18 protein-coding genes and 2 pseudogenes are annotated in these 16,817 nt (G+C 69.3%); 12 read left to right on the forward strand and 8 right to left on the reverse strand.

Features of this window, described 5'->3' with window-relative positions:
• On the reverse strand, positions 1–244 hold a 244-nt coding region (locus G569_RS52140), incomplete at its 3' end, for a leucine zipper domain-containing protein (protein WP_157592205.1).
• A 315-nt stretch (positions 245–559) separates the two neighbouring features.
• On the opposite strand from G569_RS52140, the gene G569_RS0127975 reads away from it, so the two are divergent.
• The 3 genes from G569_RS0127975 (at position 560) to G569_RS0127985 (ending at position 3,641) form a co-directional block, all read left to right on the forward strand.
• Entirely contained in the window at positions 560–2,158 is a 1,599-nt protein-coding gene (locus tag G569_RS0127975) for a hypothetical protein (protein WP_157592368.1), read from the forward strand.
• A 29-nt stretch (positions 2,159–2,187) separates the two neighbouring features.
• Positions 2,188–2,814 (forward strand): hypothetical protein, encoded by a 627-nt coding sequence (locus G569_RS0127980; RefSeq protein ID WP_028065883.1) that lies wholly within the window; start codon positions 2,188–2,190, stop codon positions 2,812–2,814.
• Between the two features lie 131 nt (positions 2,815–2,945).
• Positions 2,946–3,641, forward strand: a complete 696-nt coding sequence (locus G569_RS0127985; protein ID WP_028065884.1) for a DUF1345 domain-containing protein — start codon at positions 2,946–2,948, stop codon at positions 3,639–3,641.
• 30 nt (positions 3,642–3,671) lie between these two features.
• Here the strand turns inward: G569_RS0127985 and G569_RS59090 are convergent, their stop codons facing one another.
• Together G569_RS59090 and G569_RS59095 are read right to left on the reverse strand one after the other, a co-directional pair.
• Positions 3,672–4,232 (reverse strand): pentapeptide repeat-containing protein, encoded by a 561-nt coding sequence (locus G569_RS59090; RefSeq protein WP_053227083.1) that lies wholly within the window; start codon positions 4,230–4,232, stop codon positions 3,672–3,674.
• Entirely contained in the window at positions 4,229–4,816 is a 588-nt protein-coding gene (locus G569_RS59095) for a TetR/AcrR family transcriptional regulator (RefSeq protein ID WP_053227084.1), read from the reverse strand. The genes G569_RS59090 and G569_RS59095 overlap by 4 nt, the downstream gene beginning before the upstream one ends.
• Positions 4,817–5,116: 300 nt before the next feature.
• On the opposite strand from G569_RS59095, the gene G569_RS66490 reads away from it, so the two are divergent.
• Entirely contained in the window at positions 5,117–5,347 is a 231-nt protein-coding gene (locus tag G569_RS66490; protein WP_084285683.1) for a CDGSH iron-sulfur domain-containing protein, read from the forward strand.
• Here G569_RS66490 and G569_RS0128000 read toward each other — a convergent pair.
• A complete protein-coding gene (locus G569_RS0128000) occupies positions 5,261–6,397 on the reverse strand; it encodes a carboxylate-amine ligase (RefSeq protein WP_028065885.1) in 1,137 nt (378 codons plus the stop codon). The two genes, G569_RS66490 and G569_RS0128000, sit on opposite strands and share 87 nt — an antisense overlap.
• Positions 6,394–7,380: an iron-containing redox enzyme family protein gene (locus G569_RS0128005; protein WP_037499794.1), complete on the reverse strand. Its 987-nt coding sequence runs from the start codon at positions 7,378–7,380 to the stop codon at positions 6,394–6,396. Before G569_RS0128005 ends, G569_RS0128000 begins: the two co-directional genes overlap by 4 nt.
• Positions 7,381–7,748: 368 nt before the next feature.
• On the opposite strand from G569_RS0128005, the gene G569_RS0128015 reads away from it, so the two are divergent.
• Entirely contained in the window at positions 7,749–8,039 is a 291-nt protein-coding gene (locus G569_RS0128015; protein WP_028065887.1) for a GlsB/YeaQ/YmgE family stress response membrane protein, read from the forward strand.
• A gap of 302 nt (positions 8,040–8,341) precedes the next feature.
• Here the strand turns inward: G569_RS0128015 and G569_RS66110 are convergent.
• The 3 genes and pseudogenes from G569_RS66110 to G569_RS66500 form a co-directional block, all read right to left on the reverse strand.
• Positions 8,342–8,701: pseudogene (locus tag G569_RS66110) on the reverse strand (phage holin family protein); the annotation flags it as partial.
• Positions 8,701–8,976 (reverse strand): DUF2382 domain-containing protein, encoded by a 276-nt coding sequence (locus tag G569_RS66495; RefSeq protein WP_211233103.1) that lies wholly within the window; start codon positions 8,974–8,976, stop codon positions 8,701–8,703. The pseudogene G569_RS66110 and the gene G569_RS66495, both read right to left, overlap by 1 nt.
• A 100-nt stretch (positions 8,977–9,076) precedes the next feature.
• Positions 9,077–9,274 (reverse strand): annotated as a pseudogene (locus G569_RS66500) (hypothetical protein); the annotation flags it as partial.
• 271 nt (positions 9,275–9,545) lie between these two features.
• On the opposite strand from G569_RS66500, the gene G569_RS65585 reads away from it, so the two are divergent.
• The 7 genes from G569_RS65585 (at position 9,546) to G569_RS0128065 (ending at position 16,015) form a co-directional block, all read left to right on the forward strand.
• On the forward strand, positions 9,546–10,160 hold the full coding sequence (locus G569_RS65585; RefSeq protein WP_245602578.1) for a PP2C family serine/threonine-protein phosphatase: 615 nt from the start codon (positions 9,546–9,548) through the stop codon (positions 10,158–10,160).
• An 86-nt stretch (positions 10,161–10,246) separates the two neighbouring features.
• The gene (locus G569_RS61565; RefSeq protein WP_169542260.1) at positions 10,247–10,654 is read left to right on the forward strand and encodes an STAS domain-containing protein; all 408 of its coding nucleotides are present in this window, start codon (positions 10,247–10,249) and stop codon (positions 10,652–10,654) included.
• A gap of 174 nt (positions 10,655–10,828) precedes the next feature.
• Positions 10,829–11,038 (forward strand): hypothetical protein, encoded by a 210-nt coding sequence (locus G569_RS63075; RefSeq protein ID WP_157592370.1) that lies wholly within the window; start codon positions 10,829–10,831, stop codon positions 11,036–11,038.
• A 548-nt stretch (positions 11,039–11,586) separates the two neighbouring features.
• Positions 11,587–12,498, forward strand: coding sequence for an SDR family NAD(P)-dependent oxidoreductase (locus G569_RS0128045; RefSeq protein ID WP_211233105.1), 912 nt, complete (start codon positions 11,587–11,589; stop codon positions 12,496–12,498).
• Positions 12,499–12,846: 348 nt separating this feature from the next.
• Positions 12,847–13,785: a TIGR03557 family F420-dependent LLM class oxidoreductase gene (locus G569_RS0128055; protein ID WP_028065891.1), complete on the forward strand. Its 939-nt coding sequence runs from the start codon at positions 12,847–12,849 to the stop codon at positions 13,783–13,785.
• Positions 13,785–14,966 carry an alcohol dehydrogenase catalytic domain-containing protein gene (locus tag G569_RS0128060; RefSeq protein WP_028065892.1) on the forward strand — a complete coding sequence of 394 codons (1,182 nt, stop codon included), beginning with the start codon at positions 13,785–13,787 and terminating at the stop codon, positions 14,964–14,966. The genes G569_RS0128055 and G569_RS0128060 overlap by 1 nt, the downstream gene beginning before the upstream one ends.
• On the forward strand, positions 14,963–16,015 hold the full coding sequence (locus G569_RS0128065) for an NAD-dependent epimerase/dehydratase family protein (RefSeq protein WP_028065893.1): 1,053 nt from the start codon (positions 14,963–14,965) through the stop codon (positions 16,013–16,015). Before G569_RS0128060 ends, G569_RS0128065 begins: the two co-directional genes overlap by 4 nt.
• The last annotated feature ends 802 nt before the right edge of the window (positions 16,016–16,817 follow it).

A 16,817-nucleotide genomic window follows, 5' to 3' on the forward strand; every position in this document is an offset into this window, starting at 1 on the left:
ACGCCGCGATCGCCTGGATCGCCAGCTCGTCAGTCCGGTTGGCGACGCGATGAGGCGCTGAAGAGCGATCCAACAGCCCCGGCTTGCCTTCGGCGCGGTAGCGCGAGACCCACTTCGAGCACGTGCGCTCGCTGACTTCGGCCGCCTCGGCGGCCTTCGCCAGCGACCACCCATGCTCGATCACACGCGACACCATCCGCTCGCGCTGTCTCAATGACAACGCCGCGTTAGCGTGCAACTTCATCCGGTGTCCTCCTTGGATCTGGCGGCCTCGAGAACCACCAGCCTCCAAGGAGGCCCGGATGAACAACCTCCTCAGGAACTACACCTAGGGCGCGCCGTCGGCCTGCGCCGAAGACACGTTGCCCGCCTTCGATCTCCTGGTTTGCAGTAGCTCACCGAGCGTTTGACAACAGCTACAGCGAGGTCAATGATGAGTGGTCCGCGCATGCCACTCCTGCGCGGACGTGTCGCTCATACGTTCGGAGCGATCGCCCTCGGAGCCTCTTCCGGAGCCGGCCCGCCGAAGACATGTCTGTCATCACGGATGGGAGATCGCATGGCGCAAGCTCAAGTAAAGGTTCCGTATCTCGAAAACTACGACTTTGGGGTCGGTGTCGACCTCGCGTCGGGCAGCCCGATGGGAAAGGTCGTAGAGGGTGAGATATCCGGTGTCACCGATGCCGGCGGAGCACAGACCGTCTTTCACATCGATCGGCTCCACACGACATCTGACCTTGAAACCGCCCTCGGCATCGACGTCGAGGCCAGCGGAGGTTGTGGGCTCTTCGGCGCGTCGGCGCGGATGAACTACGCCAAGAAGACCAAGGTGCAGAGCAGTTCGCTGTTCATGGGCATAACGGCCTACGTCGTGCTCGAGAACCTGTCGATCGACGATCCGGCGATGGTCGCCAAGGCGAAGGAGATCGCCGGCCGCGACGATGTCTTTCACACGCGCTACGGCAACATGTTCGTCCGCGGCGTCAGTCGTGGTGGACTGTTCGTCGGCGTGATGCAGATCGACACCACGAGCAGCGAGGAATCAGAGTCGCTGTCAGCGCAACTGGGCGGGTCCTACGGTCTGTTCTCGGCGAAGGCGAAGATGAACTTCGAGGAGGTTCAGAAGAACTTTCACGCCGAGACACATATCACCGTGTACCACGAGGGCGGCCCGATCGATCTCACCATGAATGACATCACGGACGCCAACCAGTTGTATGTGATGCTCCAGCAGTGGCTGAAGGCGTTTCAGGACAATCCGAAGGCCAACGCGGTTCCTTACAGTGTCACGTTGGCTCCGATTGCAATCGCGGACGGCCCGATCCCGCCGAACGCAGCGCAGATCGAGCACGCCCAAGACGTCCTGGTCATCTGTGCCAAGCAGCGAAGCCAGATGCTTGACGCGATGAACCTGATGGACTTCATCTCGCAGCACCCCGCGCGCTACGAGTTCACCGCGCCGACGACGGTCGCCGACGTCGTGTCGTCCTTCGACGGCTACCAATACGACCTCGACGTCGTCGCCGCTGCCGCCTCACACGCGATCAACGACGTGGCCGGTGCGGTCACGCCGGCGGAGTTCGCGGCCAAGAACGGAAAGAGCTTTCCGCACGGCCTCCCGCCGAGTCCGATGCCGACCATGGCCAAGGGCATGATGGACGTGCTCGCCGCCAAGGGCGAGTCCGTGACCAACGCGGATCCTCTTGCCGTGGCGCTCGCGGCGACGTTCCCCGACGGCGCGGCGCGGCGCGGTTTCTACATCGGGATGGCCGCCGCTGAGGGCCAGACGCTCCCCGGACCCGGGAAGGACAAGATCCGTGACGGCCTGCCCCCCGAGCAGCAGCCCGGCTACGCGGCGGCCGTTGCGTTCTCCCTGGAGCGCAACGCGAACATCGAAAACGCCGACAAGGGCGCGAAGATCGTCGCCGTCGACCCCGAGGTCGCCGCAGCTCGCAAACACCCGTCGCCGCTCTTCAGTCTCGGATTCGACATCGCGACCGGCATCTTCGGTGACCCAGCGCTCGGCGCGTTGGGGAACACGCTGACGGGCCCAGGATCGTTGGCGATCCGCGAGACGCTGAGCGCGGACGGCAAGCGGGGCTTTGACGCGGCAGTGAGATTGATGCTCGGTCCGCCGCTGCGACCTAGGCGCGCCTAGCGCAGACACACCACACGAGAGACCAGCACATGCTCGAGAACCCGTATCTCCCTTCGCCGGCACGCGCGAGCGCGTGGGCCGAAGGCTTCACCAAAGGCTACGCAGGGTCAGGCACCCCCGAGGCCGGCCCCACGATCGACGCCGACGGCATGGACGCGTTCAACGAGGGCGTCCTCACGGGCGAGGAGAGCGCGGCGAACGGCCTTGAGTCGGATGTCGCGTGCCTCGTCGCACCAGAGGACCCCGGGCCGGCCGAAGACGTGCTGCACGCATGGGACGGCATCGAGGTCGCTCACGGCCTCTGGGAGATGCGACATCTCCGGACCCTGGCCGCGGGCATCGCCGGTATCGCCGTGGTCTTGGTCGAACTGGCCATCACGCTCCCGGCTCACACGCTCCCACCGGAGCAGGTGCTGCCATCGCTCGGGCAACCGATGGTCGATGCGCTCGCGGCATACGGGCTGGACTCGATCGAGGTCTTCTGCGGCGCCGGCCTTGACCCCTCGGCTACGGATTGCGAGATCCTGATCTCGCCGCTGTTCAAGTCACAGGACACGGCGCGGCAGGCAGCCGAGGCCATGGGCCGCTCGCTCTGGGTGGTCGCAAGCTGGAGGACGGATCAGTCAGGCAGCTTCCGCCTGGTCGACGCGAACTGACATCGAACGTTCTCACCGCGCGACCTCGCCAACGAGGCCACTCGGCGGGACCTCCCCCGGTTGTCACGCTGCGGCTGACCGTGGTTCCTGCGCCGGGCCTGCCAGGCATTGGCGCCGGGTATTGCTCCTCCATGACCAAACAACCCGAGCACGACCGCCGCTCGGGCGAACCCCGGCTGCCTGCAGCGTGCGCGGTGGTCATCGCCGGGGCGCTGTACGCGGCGCTGCCTGACACGCTGTTGTTCGCTCCCCGATTCGTCGTGCCGGCGCTCGAGCTGGCGCTGCTCGTCCCGCTTGTGGCGGTCAATCCCCGGCGCATGGTTCGCGAGAACCGGACGCTGAGGCGCATCTCGATCGCGCTCGTCCTCCTGATCGCGGCCGCAAACGCGGCCGCGCTGATCCTGGTCGTCAAGCAGCTGGTCTCCGGCCAGGCCACGCACGGCGCGACGCTCCTGCTCGCTGCCGGACAGGTCTGGATGACCAACATCATCGTCTTCGCGCTCGCCTTCTGGGAGCTCGACCGCGGCGGGCCGGTCCGCCGCACTCAGGCCACAGGCCGTGACCTGCCCGCAGCCGACTTCCGCTTCCCGCAAGACGAGGACCACGACGCCATCCGGGAAGTCGCCGTCCGCTCATCGGCGAAGTCGGGCTGGACTCCGGGGTTCGTCGACTACCTCTACGTCTCGGTGACCAACTCCTCCGCGTTCAGTCCCACGGACACGATGCCCCTCTCGCCGCGCGTCAAGATGCTCATGGCCGCCGAGTCGATCTCAGCCATCGTGCTGTCGGTGCTCGTGATCTCACGAGGCGTGAGCCTGCTTCGATAGCCGGCCCGTACAGACCCCCGGAGTGGCCGCTCAGCTCTGCTCCTCGTCGTCGATGAGGCCGATCCCGAGCGCGGCGGCGAATGCGCCCGCCAGGCCGACGAGGTCGGGCCACGGCATCGAGACGCCCCGCAGTCGGTCGACGCCGATCAGGCCGTCCAGCCTGCAGTCGTGCATCTGCGACCGACTGAAGGTCGCGTGCGAGAGGTTCGCCGCGCTGAGATCACACGACTCGAAGACGACGGAGCTCAGCCGGGCATCGACGACATCGAGCTCCTGCAGCTGGCACCGGCGGAAGACGACGCGCTCGATCGCGGAGCCGCGAAAGGCCGCCAGATCGATGCGGCTGTCCTCGATGACGACGTCACGCAGCGTCGACTCGGACAGCTGGATGCCGGTCATGCGGCAGCCGCGCAATCGCACCCGCTCGACGCGCACGCCGCGTCCCCGGCGGTTCGCCAGGTCGGCGTGCGCGAGCTCGGCGTCGCGGAGCCCATCGAGCTCGAGTCTGTCGGCCAGCTCGTGCGCATCGACACCCGACGGCCCGTCGGGCGGGTACGGCGCAAGCGGCGCCTTGAAGTGCCCCGCCCTCATCGGCTGACCGTGAAGGCGCGCACGAACGTCTCGCCGAGCAGCTGCCCCGCCTCGTCGACGCTCCGGCGCCCGCGGACGACCTGGTCGTTCGCGCCGACGGCGAGCGCGTTGATCATCGCGTACACCCACTCGGGCGGCAGCTCAGGCCGCAGCTCACCCCGAGCGTGCACATCGCGCAGCCATGCCAACAGCGGCTCCTCGTCGTCCGGCCGCTCGAACGGATCCTCGATCACCAGCTCGCGGTGCGCCTCCAGGAACCGGTAGCGCTCGCCCAACGCGACGATGTCGGGACCGAGCCGCCGCAACACCTCCGCGGCGGACTCGCCGGCGCCGATCGCGGCCCGCACCGACGCGCGTGCGTCCTCGACGACGACCGCGAAGAGCGCACGGACGAGGTCCTCGCGCGCCGGGAAATGGCGGTAGACCGTCGTCCGGCCGACGCCGGACGCGGCGGCGATCTCTTGCATGCTCGCGTCGGTCTTCTGGGCCAGCAGACCGATCGCAGCGGCGATCACCGCGTTTCGGTTGCGCCGGGCGTCTGAGCGCTGCTCCGACGCCGAGGCAGGGATATCGGGCGACGACATCGCAGAGATGGTACACATGCGTACCACTTAGGACTCGCCGGTACCACTTCCCCTACGACGGGAACCGGCTCCAGCCCGCTATGCGCGAACAACGCCGCGCTCGTCGTCAGTACCGCATGGCTGAGCTATCGGTTCGCGCGCCTGCGCCCGCTCCTGGGTGGCGAGCCGTCCTTGCCGACGGCGAACTGCTGATGCGAAACCTGCGTCGCGAGCGGATGCCCGTCGACGAGCTCCGCGCCGAAGGGCGGCTGCAGTCGTTCGTGAGCAGCAACCAACGCATCCTGGGTAGAGCTGCACACGATGGCCGATTCCAAGACCGTGATCACTCCATACCGCGACGGGCCGCTGCTCGTCCGCGGCTCGTTCCAGCTCGTCGACCAGAATGGTGACGAGATCGCGCTCGGCGGACGCGAGCGCACGACCGCCCTGTGCCGCTGTGGCAAGTCACGGCAGCGGCCGTTCTGCGATGGCACCCACAACGTGATCCGCTTCCGCGCGCCCAGCGGGTCCGAGAGCGGCCGCACCGGCTAGAAAGCGATCGGCGAGCCAGCCGGTCACGGCGGCAAGGCCGACCTCGCGCTGCCGGATCGCGCCGTTGCGCTCGAGCGAGAGCGCGGCGAGCTCGCTCACGCAACCCAGCCGCTCGGCGACCGGCGCGAGCGTCGCGATCCGCTCGCGCAGGATGGCGCGCACCGGCCGCCGCTCACCCGTCTCGAGATCGGCGAACGTCGCATCGAGCCCGTGACGGGCGGCGGCGAAGCGGTTGTGCTCGATCCGCCAGCGCTCGGGTACGGTCAGGACGTCGTGACGTGCCGCCAGCCACGCGACGAGCGCATGGACATAGGCGGCGATCGACGCCGCCTCCGCCACCGTCGCCTGTGTGTCGCACACGCGGAGCTCGAGCGTGCCGTAGCCGACGTGCGGACGCACTTCGAACCACCAGGTCTTCGGGTCCCCGGTCCAGCGCAGCATCTCCGCGAACTGCGCCCACGACGCGATCGCCGGCGGCACTCCCTGGCGCGGCAGCAGTGTGCCGATCAACGGGCGGACCGAGGCGTAGCCGGTGTCGCGCCCCGCGTAGTACGGGCCGTTGGCGGCCAGGGCGGCGAGTTCGGGCAGGTAGCCGCGCAGCGCGTTGTAGACGGCGAGCGTCGCGTCCGCCGAGCCGACCGCGACGTGCACCTGCAACGCACAGACCAGTTGCGCGCGGGCGACGTCGTGGTACTCGTCGAGGATCGCCTCATAGCGCTCGCCCTCGTTGAGGACGCCGAGCGGCGCGGCGAAGGGATGCACCGGAGCCGCGAGCACGCGCGCTCGTTCGCCGACGAGCGCGGCAAGCCTGCGGCGGCCGGACGCGAGCTCCTCGATCGCCGTGCCGACCGACTGCGCCGGCGCCGTCACGATCTCGGCCTGCGACGCCGGCAGCTCGAGCTTGAGCCCGCTCTCGCCACGATCGAGGAGCTCAGCGGCGATCGGGGCGAGGTCGAGCGTCACCGGGTCGACGAGCATGACCTCCTCTTCGAGGCCGATCGTCAACGGCTCCGGAGCGTCGAAGACCGCGCGCAGCTCCGCCTCGGTCACCGCAGCGCCAGCGCCGGTTGCAGCGAGGACGCGTCGGCCTCCCAGGAGGCCATCATGTGCCGCGCCCAGCGGCCGTCGATCTCCAGCAGCGCACGCGCGCCCCACAGCACGTCCGCGCCGAGCTTCGGATCCTGCTTCGCCAGGCCGCCCGCAAGGTCGACGGCAGCGACGCTCTCGTGGACGGCGTCCGCCACCACGTGCACGTCGAAGAACAGGCACGCGTCGTCGCCATGGCCGAGCCGCCGCAACCCGGATGCGTAACGCCGGTTGGGCACCGAGGAGGTCATCTCGAACAACGCGAGATGACCGACGATCGCGCCGCGCAGGCGGCGATGCAACCCGAACAGCGACATCAGGTTCACCGTCGCGAGCGTCACGCCCGGGATCCGGTCCAGATAGGCGCCGTAGGCCGAGTCCAGCCCGACCGCCTCCATCGCTCGGGCGAACAGCTCGGCATGGATGTCGTCCGTGCGCCCGTTGCCGTACTCGTCGGCCTGGATCTCCACCATCGCCGCCTTCGGCCTCCCCCACAGCCGCGGCAGCGCCCACGAGTGCGGATCGGCTTCCTTGAGCTGATATGCCGAGCGGTGAACCATGAACTCGAGCACCTGCTCAGCGCCCGCCTCGCGCTCGATGAACGTCGACACCGACGGAGCCTCGTCGGCCAGCATCAGCTCGCGCAGCAGGACGTCGAGCTCGGCCGGATCAGGCGCCATGCCAGGAGGCCCGACACACTCGAGCAAGTCGCGCTCGAAGCGACGCTCGAGCTCGGCGCGCAACGCCAGCAGCGAAGGCTCCCACTCCCAGCGATCGTCGACGCCCTCGAAGCCGCGATAGTGCAACTCGTAACAGCAGTAGAGCGCGAGCTGGAGATCCTCGGTGTCGATCTCGCCCGACACACCGGCGAGCTGATGAGGTGGCCTGCGCAACCCGGCGAACAGTGCCTCGCTGACCGGCCCGCGCGGCTGGGGAAGGGAACTCATTCGTGCACCTCTGGGCAGCTAGACGGCCTCGCCCTTGCGGACGCGCGAGAACTCGCCCTCGTCGCGATGCGTGTCCGCATCATCCCGGGCGGCGAGGGTTGGAACGTCAAGGAGGAGAACGGCTCTGTCAATTGGCATGCGCAGGGCCTACCCTCGCGGACTTTCGACCAGCTCGACAGGGCCGAAACCTGACATGGGAGAGTACGGTCGGCGCGATGGCTTCGCCGTCGCGAACGCGGTTCCACGCGGACTGCGCGGCTGCCCACGCAGCCGGCGGATAACGCCATCTCTTCAGTGCCGCTTGGCAAAGGGGTTGAGCATGAGCGCGCGTGGGTAGCGCCGGGCGACTGTTCAGACGAAGGAGTGACATGCTCGGCAATCTCATCGCAGCGATCATCATCGGGTTCATCGCCGGCTTCATCGGCCGCGCCCTGCTTCCCGGACCGGACCCGATGGGGGTCGTCGCGACGATCGTGGTCGGCATCGTCGGCTCCCTCGTCGGCTGGGTCGTGTTCACGTATGTCTTGGGCATCGGCGACAGCGACAAGTTCGATCTCGGCGGGATCATCGGCGCCATCATCGGGACGATGATCGTGCTGCTGGCGCTCAGGGCCGTCCGCGGTCGCGGGAGCACCGCCGGCACGGTCTCGCGCCACTGAACACGCCCCGCGACCCCATCCCGCGCGAGGTCTACCGAAGACCTTCCTGGCGACCTGCGCACGGGCGAGGCCGAGGACGATGCCGATCGGCGTGCCTTGGCCCTGACGTCATCGGCCTTGGCCCGGACGTTGTCCTCGACCTCGTCAACGCGATGCTGCGCTGGTGCTTTGACATCGGTCTTCTCGGCCAGCGCCTCGACCGCGTCGCGCGTCTGCTCGATGTCGGCGCGGATCTCCCCCGATCCGGATCCTCCGCAGACGCCCGCGCCCCCGAACAGGCCGGCACCGGCGCCGGCCTGCTTGTCCTTGATGGAAAGCTCGGCCTTAAGCAGCTCAAGCTCCTGTCGCATCAACCGGCTGGTCTGCTCGGACAGCTGTTTGACCGGCTCCGATGTGGATGCGTCACCGTGCTCGGAAGCGCTCATGACGCGGGCGCAGTGTCGCCTTGCCCTGGCCCACCAGCTGAGGAGCTGCACGCGGGCCGGCTCGCCGGTCGCCACGTAGGCGCCGGCACCAGCCAGTACGAGCAGCCACCGATCCGGACGGGCCCGGAGAAGCTCCGCGCCGCGGAAGTCCGCCGCCGTGCGAGAGAGCTGATTCTGTACGTCTGAGTCCTCGAAGAGCTGCTCGACGTACGGCTGGAACGCCTGCAGCATCGGCATCAGGCGCTAACGGTGGTCGCCGTCGACGTCGACCTGCTCCTTGCGGACGGTCTCGGAGACAGTCTCGTCTTCGGTGGTGACGACCTTCTCGAGCCGGATGCGCTCCTTGGGCCGCGATTGGCGTCGGAGATCGGCTCGCGCTCGACGCGCACCTCTTCGCGACGCACGGGAACGGTCTTGGTGAGCTCTTCCTCGACGACGTACTTCTGCAGGCGCACGCGACCGGACTCACGCTCGGTGGTTGCGACGCGCAACTCCTCCTCGGAGCGCGTCATCGCGTCGTCGGTCGTCGTGTCACGGCCCGTCGTCTCGCGGTCGCTGCCGTCGTAGTCGCCGTAGTCGCTGCGGCCGTAGTACTCGTAGAGCGCCCGCTCGTCATCGCGTGAGAGCGAACCGTCGGCGTCGACGTTGGGCGCGTCCTTGATCTGATCCTTGGTGTAGCCGAGGCGGACCTCGTGCTCGACGAGCTGCGCATCGGCGATCGGGACGAACGACGTCCGGGGTGCCGAACAGGCCGGTGCTGATCGTGACCCATTCCGGCTGCTCGCTGCCGCGATCCAGGTAGACCTCATTGACGGAGCCGAGCTTGTCGCCATTGACGTCGACCGCCTTCGCACCGCGCCACTGCTCGACGGCGCGGAGATGACCGAGATCGCGGCCGCGGCGGGCGTCGCGCGCTCGACCGTCTACCGCCACTTCGCCACGCGCGAGGCGATCGTCGCCGCGGTCCGTACGCAGGTCCGCGACGACGCGGAGTCCGACGGCGAAGAGCACCTACGCCCCCCCCGGGCCAGCTCGCCCACCTCGCCGCCGCCCCCTGCCGATCACCGAGGTGCTCAGCAAGGTGCCGCCGTTTCAGATCCTCGTCCCGATCGCCGTCGGCCCGGAGATCCCGTGCGAAGGCATCCAACCGCTGCGCGCCGCCATCGAGGACCTCCTGCCCGGCACCGTCGTCGCGCCGATGTACCTGCGGGGACGCGCGATCGGCGTCCTGATGGCCATCGGCGCCGCCGACGACGCGCTCCGCGATCTCGCCGCCGAAGGCGCGGCTGCGATCACCCTCGCCGAGACCTACACCGACCACATCGACACTGTCCGGCGCCTCACGCCCACCAGTGCCGCCGCCGAGATCCAACAGCACCTCGTCCCGCCCCGCGGCGACCGCCTCCTCCTACTCTCCGACGGCGTGCTCGACCGCCCCATCGTCGACGGCGCAACGCTCGGCCTTGACGGCGTGCTCAACGCCGTCCTGAAGGCCCCGCCGAGTCGGCCGCCGGAACCTTGCGCGCGATCGAGGACGCTGTCCGCGCGGCCATCGCCGACCCACTCTCCGACGACGCCACCGCCGTCGTTCTCGTCCCGAGCCGGACCGCCCCCGAGCGCAGCCAGCGCGCCTCAGGCCTTCAGTCGACAGCTTCGACGCTCACGCGCTCCGCTGGTGCGGGGAACCTTGAGTTGACGGTGCGTCGTCACTCGGACACCGTCCCCCACCCGTCGTGGTTCCTCGGGTAGCGCGCAGTCATGGCCCCTCCTGATCTGCCCGCCGTGAAGCGGGCGCTCGCGGTAACCATCCAACAACGCCCCGGCGCAACCCTCGTCACCGTCGAAGGCGAACTCGACCTCGACGGAGCGCCCCGACTGTGCGCGGCCATCCAGGATGGCCGGCGTCCGGCACGCCCAGAGCAGGTCATCGTCGATCTCACCTGCGTCGAGTTCTGCGATTCAACCGGGCTGCGAGCGCTGATGGACGCCTCCCGCGAAGTCGCGGTCAGCGGCGGCCGGCTCATCGTGATCGCGCCCGAAGACGGACCCGTCCGCCGGGTGATCGCGATGAGCGGCGCCGACGAGTTCCTCGCGCTCACCGCCGATCGCGATCAGGTCCTTGGCGCGTTCCATGGTCGGAGTGGGGCGGCGCCGTGCGCGGTGTCGCGGCGCCGGACACCCGCAGGATGATCCCCAAACGAAAGCCGCTCGGCCTCTCTCTCGCTCTCCAAGAAGGTTGGCGCGAGCGGAGGTGAACGGCGAGCCCCGACGAGCGATCGTGCCCTGCACGGGACCCGCGGAGACGTCCTCACCGCTGTCTCCGACGGCATGGTCGCGCTTACGCGACGCGGCCGCGGCCAAGCCGTGATCGAACAGCGGATGGCGTTTCAAGATGTCATGCGCGGCCGCTTCACCGCTGTCATCGAACACGCCACCGGCCGGCCCGTGATCGGCTTCATGAGCGGCAACCAGCAAAGCCCGGACATGATCTGCGAGGTCTTCGTCCGCAGCCCGACCGACCTGCTCGAAGCCCACGAACTCCCCGCCGTCACGGCCGCGGGCGAGAGCTCCTAGCGAAACGCCGCCCTGGGCCTCCCCGCCGAGCCAGCCTCGGCACGCCGTCAGCGGGCGACTGAACGTCCTGCCGGAACCCTCGGCGCGTTGACCTGTGACATCGCTTCGGCGAACGAGGAATCATCGCTTCGGGCGTTACGCGATGACGATCAATTCATCGGGCAGCGGGTCAGCGACGCGACGCGTCCTTTCCGGGATCGGTCGCGTGCGCCCAGGTGGTGGCGAGCTCCGAGCCTCGGTCATCCGCACGCGCGTTCCGGTTCCCTCCGGGCAGAGACGGAGGTCGACTCGGGCCGCCCCGAACGGTCGCGTCTTGGCCTGCCGAACCGACTTCGAGGCCGGCTCGCGCTCAAGCAATTCCGTGTGATCGTTGAGCACCAACGGCGGCACCCCGACCTGGTGGTGGAGGCGCGAGCCGACCGCCGGGAACCCCGCGTCGGCCGCACGGACGTTGCGCGCCCCAACCACCCAGTCCGCGGCGCGTGGCGTCGCTGAGCACGGCGTCGACCGTCGCGGGCGTCGCGTCGATGAAGATCTCGTTGTAGGCCATGGCACAGGCCTACGCGGATCGTGCCGGCGGGGTAAGCGATCGACGCCGATGCGTTATTGAGCGCGACCTTGGACAGACCCGGGCTATGAACGTGCTCATCACGGGAGCCTCAAGCGGGATCGGCGCAGCCACCGCGCTGCATCTCGACGCGCAGGGCTTCAACGTATTCGCCGGCGTCCAGTCGTTTGCGACCGCACCTCACGGCGGCTCACCGAGGCTACGACGGATCGAACTCGATGTCGCGTCGGAGGCATCGATAGCCGCCGCGTTGGGCGAGATCGAGCGACACGTGGACGGTGCCGGGCTGGACGGGATCGTCAACAACGCCGGTGTCGGTTTCCCCGGGCCGCTGGAGGCGCTGCCTCTCGACGACCTGCGGCGCCAACTCGAGGTCAACGTGATCGGTCAGGTCGCCGTCACCCAGGCCGCTCTGCCGCTGATCCGGCGCGCCAACGGGCGAGTCGTCCTCGTGAGCTCGGTCGGCGGCGTCCTCGCCTCACCGTTCGCAGGCGCCTACCACGCCTCCAAGTTCGCCCTGGAGGCCATCGGCGACGTCTGGCGCCAGGAGCTCGACCCGGACGGCATTCCGGTGATCCTGATCGAACCCGCCGCGATCTCCACCCCCATCTGGGACAAGGCGCTCGCCTACCTCGACGGGCTCACGACGTCCGCCGATCCGCGACTCGACCGCTACCGCGAGCGGCTTGCGGCCTTCCGCGAGACGCTGCACAGCGCCGACGAGCATGGGAAATCGCCCGAGGACGTGGCCGCGACGATCCTGGAGGCGCTGACCAGCAAACGGCCCGACACCCGCTACGTCGTCGGCGGCGCCGGCAAGCTCGCGACCGCGCTCCGGCCGCTCGTGCCGGACCGGCTCGCCGACAAACTCGGCGAGCGCACGAGCACGTGACACGTCGCGCACCGCGCACGGAACACGGCCGGTCGCTGAAGTCCAACTGCGGTGACCGAACTCGTCGCCGATCTCGCTCGCCGGCCTCGCCGACCTGCTCGGGCAGCGTACGTCGAGCTCTTCGGCAGCGGCGCGGCTGTCCGCGCCTGGTCTTCGGCGAAGGTTCGGTCGCGGACATGCAGGTCAACTCGGTCGAGCCGGGTGCCGAGAGCGAGACCGGTCGTGACGGCAAGCTCGTACTCAACGGCCCGTCGCGCGGGGCGACGTGCTGCGTCGCGTAGACGTCGTCCACGTCAGGCCCGTGACCCGCGGTCCCCTACTCGCGATGGCGCTGGGTAGGGCGCCGAGATGCAGATCGGTTACTTCCTGGCGAGCGAGGAGTACTCCCCGCGCGACCTGATCGAACAGGCCAAGAAGGCCGAGCAGGCCGGCTTCCACGCCCTCTGGATCTCCGACCACTACCACCCGTGGAACGACGCGCAGGGCCACAGCGCGTTCGTGTGGTCGGTGATCGGCGCGCTCGCTGAGGCGACGTCGCTGCCGGTGACGACCGGCGTGACGTGCCCGACCGTGCGCATCCACCCGGCGGTCATCGCCCAGGCAGCGGCGACCAGCGGCGTGCTGCACGGCGGCCGCTTCACGCTCGGCGTCGGCAGCGGCGAGGCGCTCAACGAGCACATCCTCGGCGATCACTGGCCCGAGGCCGACGTTCGCCTGGAGATGCTCGAGGAGGCCGTCGAGGTCATCCGCACACTCTGGGCGGGCGGCCAGCAGAGCCACTACGGCCTGCACTACGAGGTCGAGAACGCGCGGATCTACGACCTGCCCGAGACAGCGCCGAAGATCATCGTCTCGGGCTTCGGCCCGAAGGCGGTCAGGCTGGCGGCGCGGATCGGCGACGGCTTCGCGACGACGTCTCCCGACAAGGAGGCGATCGATCTCTACCGCTCCGAGGGCGGCACGGGCCCGGTCCACGCCGGTACGAAGGTCTGCTTCGGGCGTGACGAGGACGCGGCGCGCGCGACCGTGCTCCGGCTGTGGCCCAACGAAGCACTACCGGGCGAACTGGCACAGGTCCTGCCGACACCCGCGCACTTCGAGCAGGCGTGCGAACTGGTGACACCGGATCTCCTGAGCGCGCCGGTCGGCCCTGACCTGGACGCCCACCACGAGTCGCTGAAGGCATACCAAGACGCCGGCGTGGATGAGCTGTTCGTCCAGCAGATCGGCCCCGAACAGGACCTGTTCTTCGCCGAATGGGCCCCCGAGATCCTAAAGAGGTTCTGATGAAGGCCCTGACGTTCCACGGCAAGCGCGACGTCCGCGTCGACACGGTCCCGGACCCGGTGATCGAGGACCCGACCGACATCGTCGTCAAGGTCACCAGCACCGGCCTGTGCGGCTCTGACCTGCACCTCTATGAGGTGCTGGGCCCGTTCATCGGCGAGGGCGACATCCTCGGCCACGAGCCGATGGGGATCGTCGAGGCCGTCGGTGGCGCGATCACCGAGCTCAAGGTCGGCGACCGCGTCGTGGTCCCGTTCAACATCTCCTGCGGGCACTGCTGGATGTGCGACCACGGACTGCAATCGCAGTGCGAGACGACCCAGGTCCGCGACCAGGGCATGGGCGCCGCGCTGTTCGGCTACACGAAGCTCTACGGCGAGGTCCCGGGCGGGCAGGCCGAGCTGTTGCGCGTGCCGCAGGCCCACTACGGGCCGATCAAGGTTCCTCACGGCCCGCCGGACGACCGCTTCCTGTTCCTCAGCGACGTGCTGCCAACGGCGTGGCAGGCGGTCGAGTACGCGCAGGTGCCGCGCGAGGGCAGCCTGGTCGTGATCGGGCTCGGGCCGATCGGCGAGATGGCGACGCGGATCGCCCAGCACCATGGCGTGGCCCAGGTGATCGGCCTGGACCTCGTCCCGGAGCGCCTCGCCCGCGCGCAGGCGCACGGCGTCCAGACGCTCGATGTCTCCCGCGGCGGCGATGTCGTCGACGCGGTCCGGGAGCTCACCGGCGGACGCGGCCCGGACTCCGTGATCGACGCCGTCGGCATGGAGGCCCACGGCGCGCCCGGCGCCGCCATCGCGCACAAGCTCAGCGGCCTGCTGCCCGATGCGGTCGCCCGCCGCCTGATGCAGACCGTCGGCGTCGACAAGCTCACCGTGCTCAACCTCGCGATCGAGCTCGTCCGCCGCGGCGGGACGATCTCGCTCTCGGGCGTCTACGGCGGCGCCGCCGACCCGCTGAACATGATGCAGATCTTCGACAAGCAGCTGACGTTGAAGATGGGTCAGGCCAACGTCCGCCGCTGGGTCGACGACATCCTGCCGCTGCTTGAAGATGACGACACGCTGGGCGTCGACGCCTTCGCCACACATCACGTGCCGCTGACCGAAGCGCCCGCGGCCTACAAGCTGTTCCAGACCAAGCAGGACGGCGCCTTCAAGGTGGTCTTCCAACCGTGAAGGTCGTCGTCACCGGCGCCACGGGCAACGTCGGCACGAGCGTCGTCGCGGCGCTGGCCGCCGACGAGCGCGTGCGCGAGATCATCGGCATCGCCCGCCGCATGCCGGCGTGGCGGCCACCGCGCACGCACTGGGTCTCGCTCGACGTCGAGCGCCAGGACCTGCGCCCATGGCTGAAGGGCGCCGACGCCGTCATCCACCTGGCATGGCTGATCCAGCCCAGCCGCGACGCGAAAGAGCTCGAGCGCGTCAACGTGCATGGGTCGCGCCGGGTCTTCCAGACGGCGGCCGAGGCCGGCGTGGGCGCGCTCGTGCACGCGTCGTCGGTCGGCGTCTACTCGCCCGGACCGAAGGACCGCGCCGTCGACGAGTCATGGCCGCGGGATGGCGTGCCGAGCCTCTTCTACGCTCGCCACAAGGCGGCCGCGGAGCGGATGCTCGACGACCTGGAGGCACGCTATCCCGCGCTGCGCGTGGTGCGGCTACGGCCCGGGCTGATCTTCAAGCGCGAGGCCGGGCCCGAGATCCGGCGCCTGTTCGCCGGACCGTTCCTCCCCGCCCGGCTGTTGCAACCCGGCCGGCTCCCGCTGCTGCCGCTGCCGCCCCGGCTCGTCGTCCAGTGCGTGCACGGCACCGATGTCGCCGACGCCTACCTGCGGGCCGCGCTCACGCCGGACGCGCGCGGCGCATACAACATCGCCGCCGACCCGGTCCTCGACCGCGACGAGCTCGCCCGCGTGCTGCGCTCGCGCGCCGTCACCGTTCCCAGGGGCCTCGTCCGCGCGCTCGCCGACCTCAGCTATCGCGCACGGCTGCAGCCCGCACCGCCCGGGTGGCTGGACATGGGGCTGGCCGTGCCGACGATGTCGACCCGCCGCGCGCGCGAGGAGCTCGGCTGGACGCCGCGCCACTCAGCCGACGACGCGCTCGTCGAGTTGCTGGCCGGCATGGCCGAGCCGGCAGGCGCACCCACGCCGCCACTCGATCCCCACGCCGGCGGACGTTTCCGGCAACACGAGGTACGCACGGGCGTCGGCGCCCGTCTGTGATCTCGAACGGCCGCCGTTTGCCCCGGGGCCCGGCTCGACGGTGCCGAGACGATCTAGCGGCCGTTGACCGCCAAGCGGGCCGACACCCGCTACGTCGGCGGCGCGGGCAAGATCGCCGCCGATGGCGTACCAGACGCGCCTGCGATTCGTCGCAGAGCAGCGCGGCGGCCATGCCTCAAGCCAGTCGTCGCGCGCGACGGCCAGTCCGACCCGAGCGTGACCAGCGCGCCCGACACGAGCCGCCCCGTAGGCACGCGCAGCTGGTTGTCGCGCGGATCAGCAGCGTCACTGCCGTCGTGCAGGACGAGCGCGCATGGCAGTGAGTTCCCGACGTTATGTCCGGGTGATCCGTCGATGATGCGAAGTTGCTCGGCCGTCAACTCGTTGAGATCGCGCCGGCGGCGCGCTGAAGCGCGAGGACCGCAGCGGCCTGAGCGTCGTGTCGCGCGGCTACGTGCCGCTCGCGAACGCTCGTGATGCGTTGGCGTTCGTCGTATTCCCGCATCGCCCGACGGTACATCCGCGACGTTGGGCGGTCGCCAGGCGCCGGCGAGCACTTGTCAGCTCTCTGCCACGCGCAGAAGTGCGAAAGGTCGCAATAGAGCGAATTGACGGCGAAAGTCCGGGTTCGCCGAAAACTCAACGGTGTCTGAGCGCTGACGAGATAGCCCCGGTCGCGGCGGACGGCGCGATGCAACCCGTCCCGTCGACGACGTGTACGCCGACGTGCGGCAGATCTGCCTAGCCCGGATCCCTTCGATCGGACGGTCGCCATGACCCGGTTGCGTTTTCGCCGAAGCTG

The sequence above is a fragment of the Solirubrobacter soli DSM 22325 genome (genome assembly GCF_000423665.1).
GTDB classification, from domain to species: Bacteria; Actinomycetota; Thermoleophilia; order Solirubrobacterales; family Solirubrobacteraceae; genus Solirubrobacter; species Solirubrobacter soli.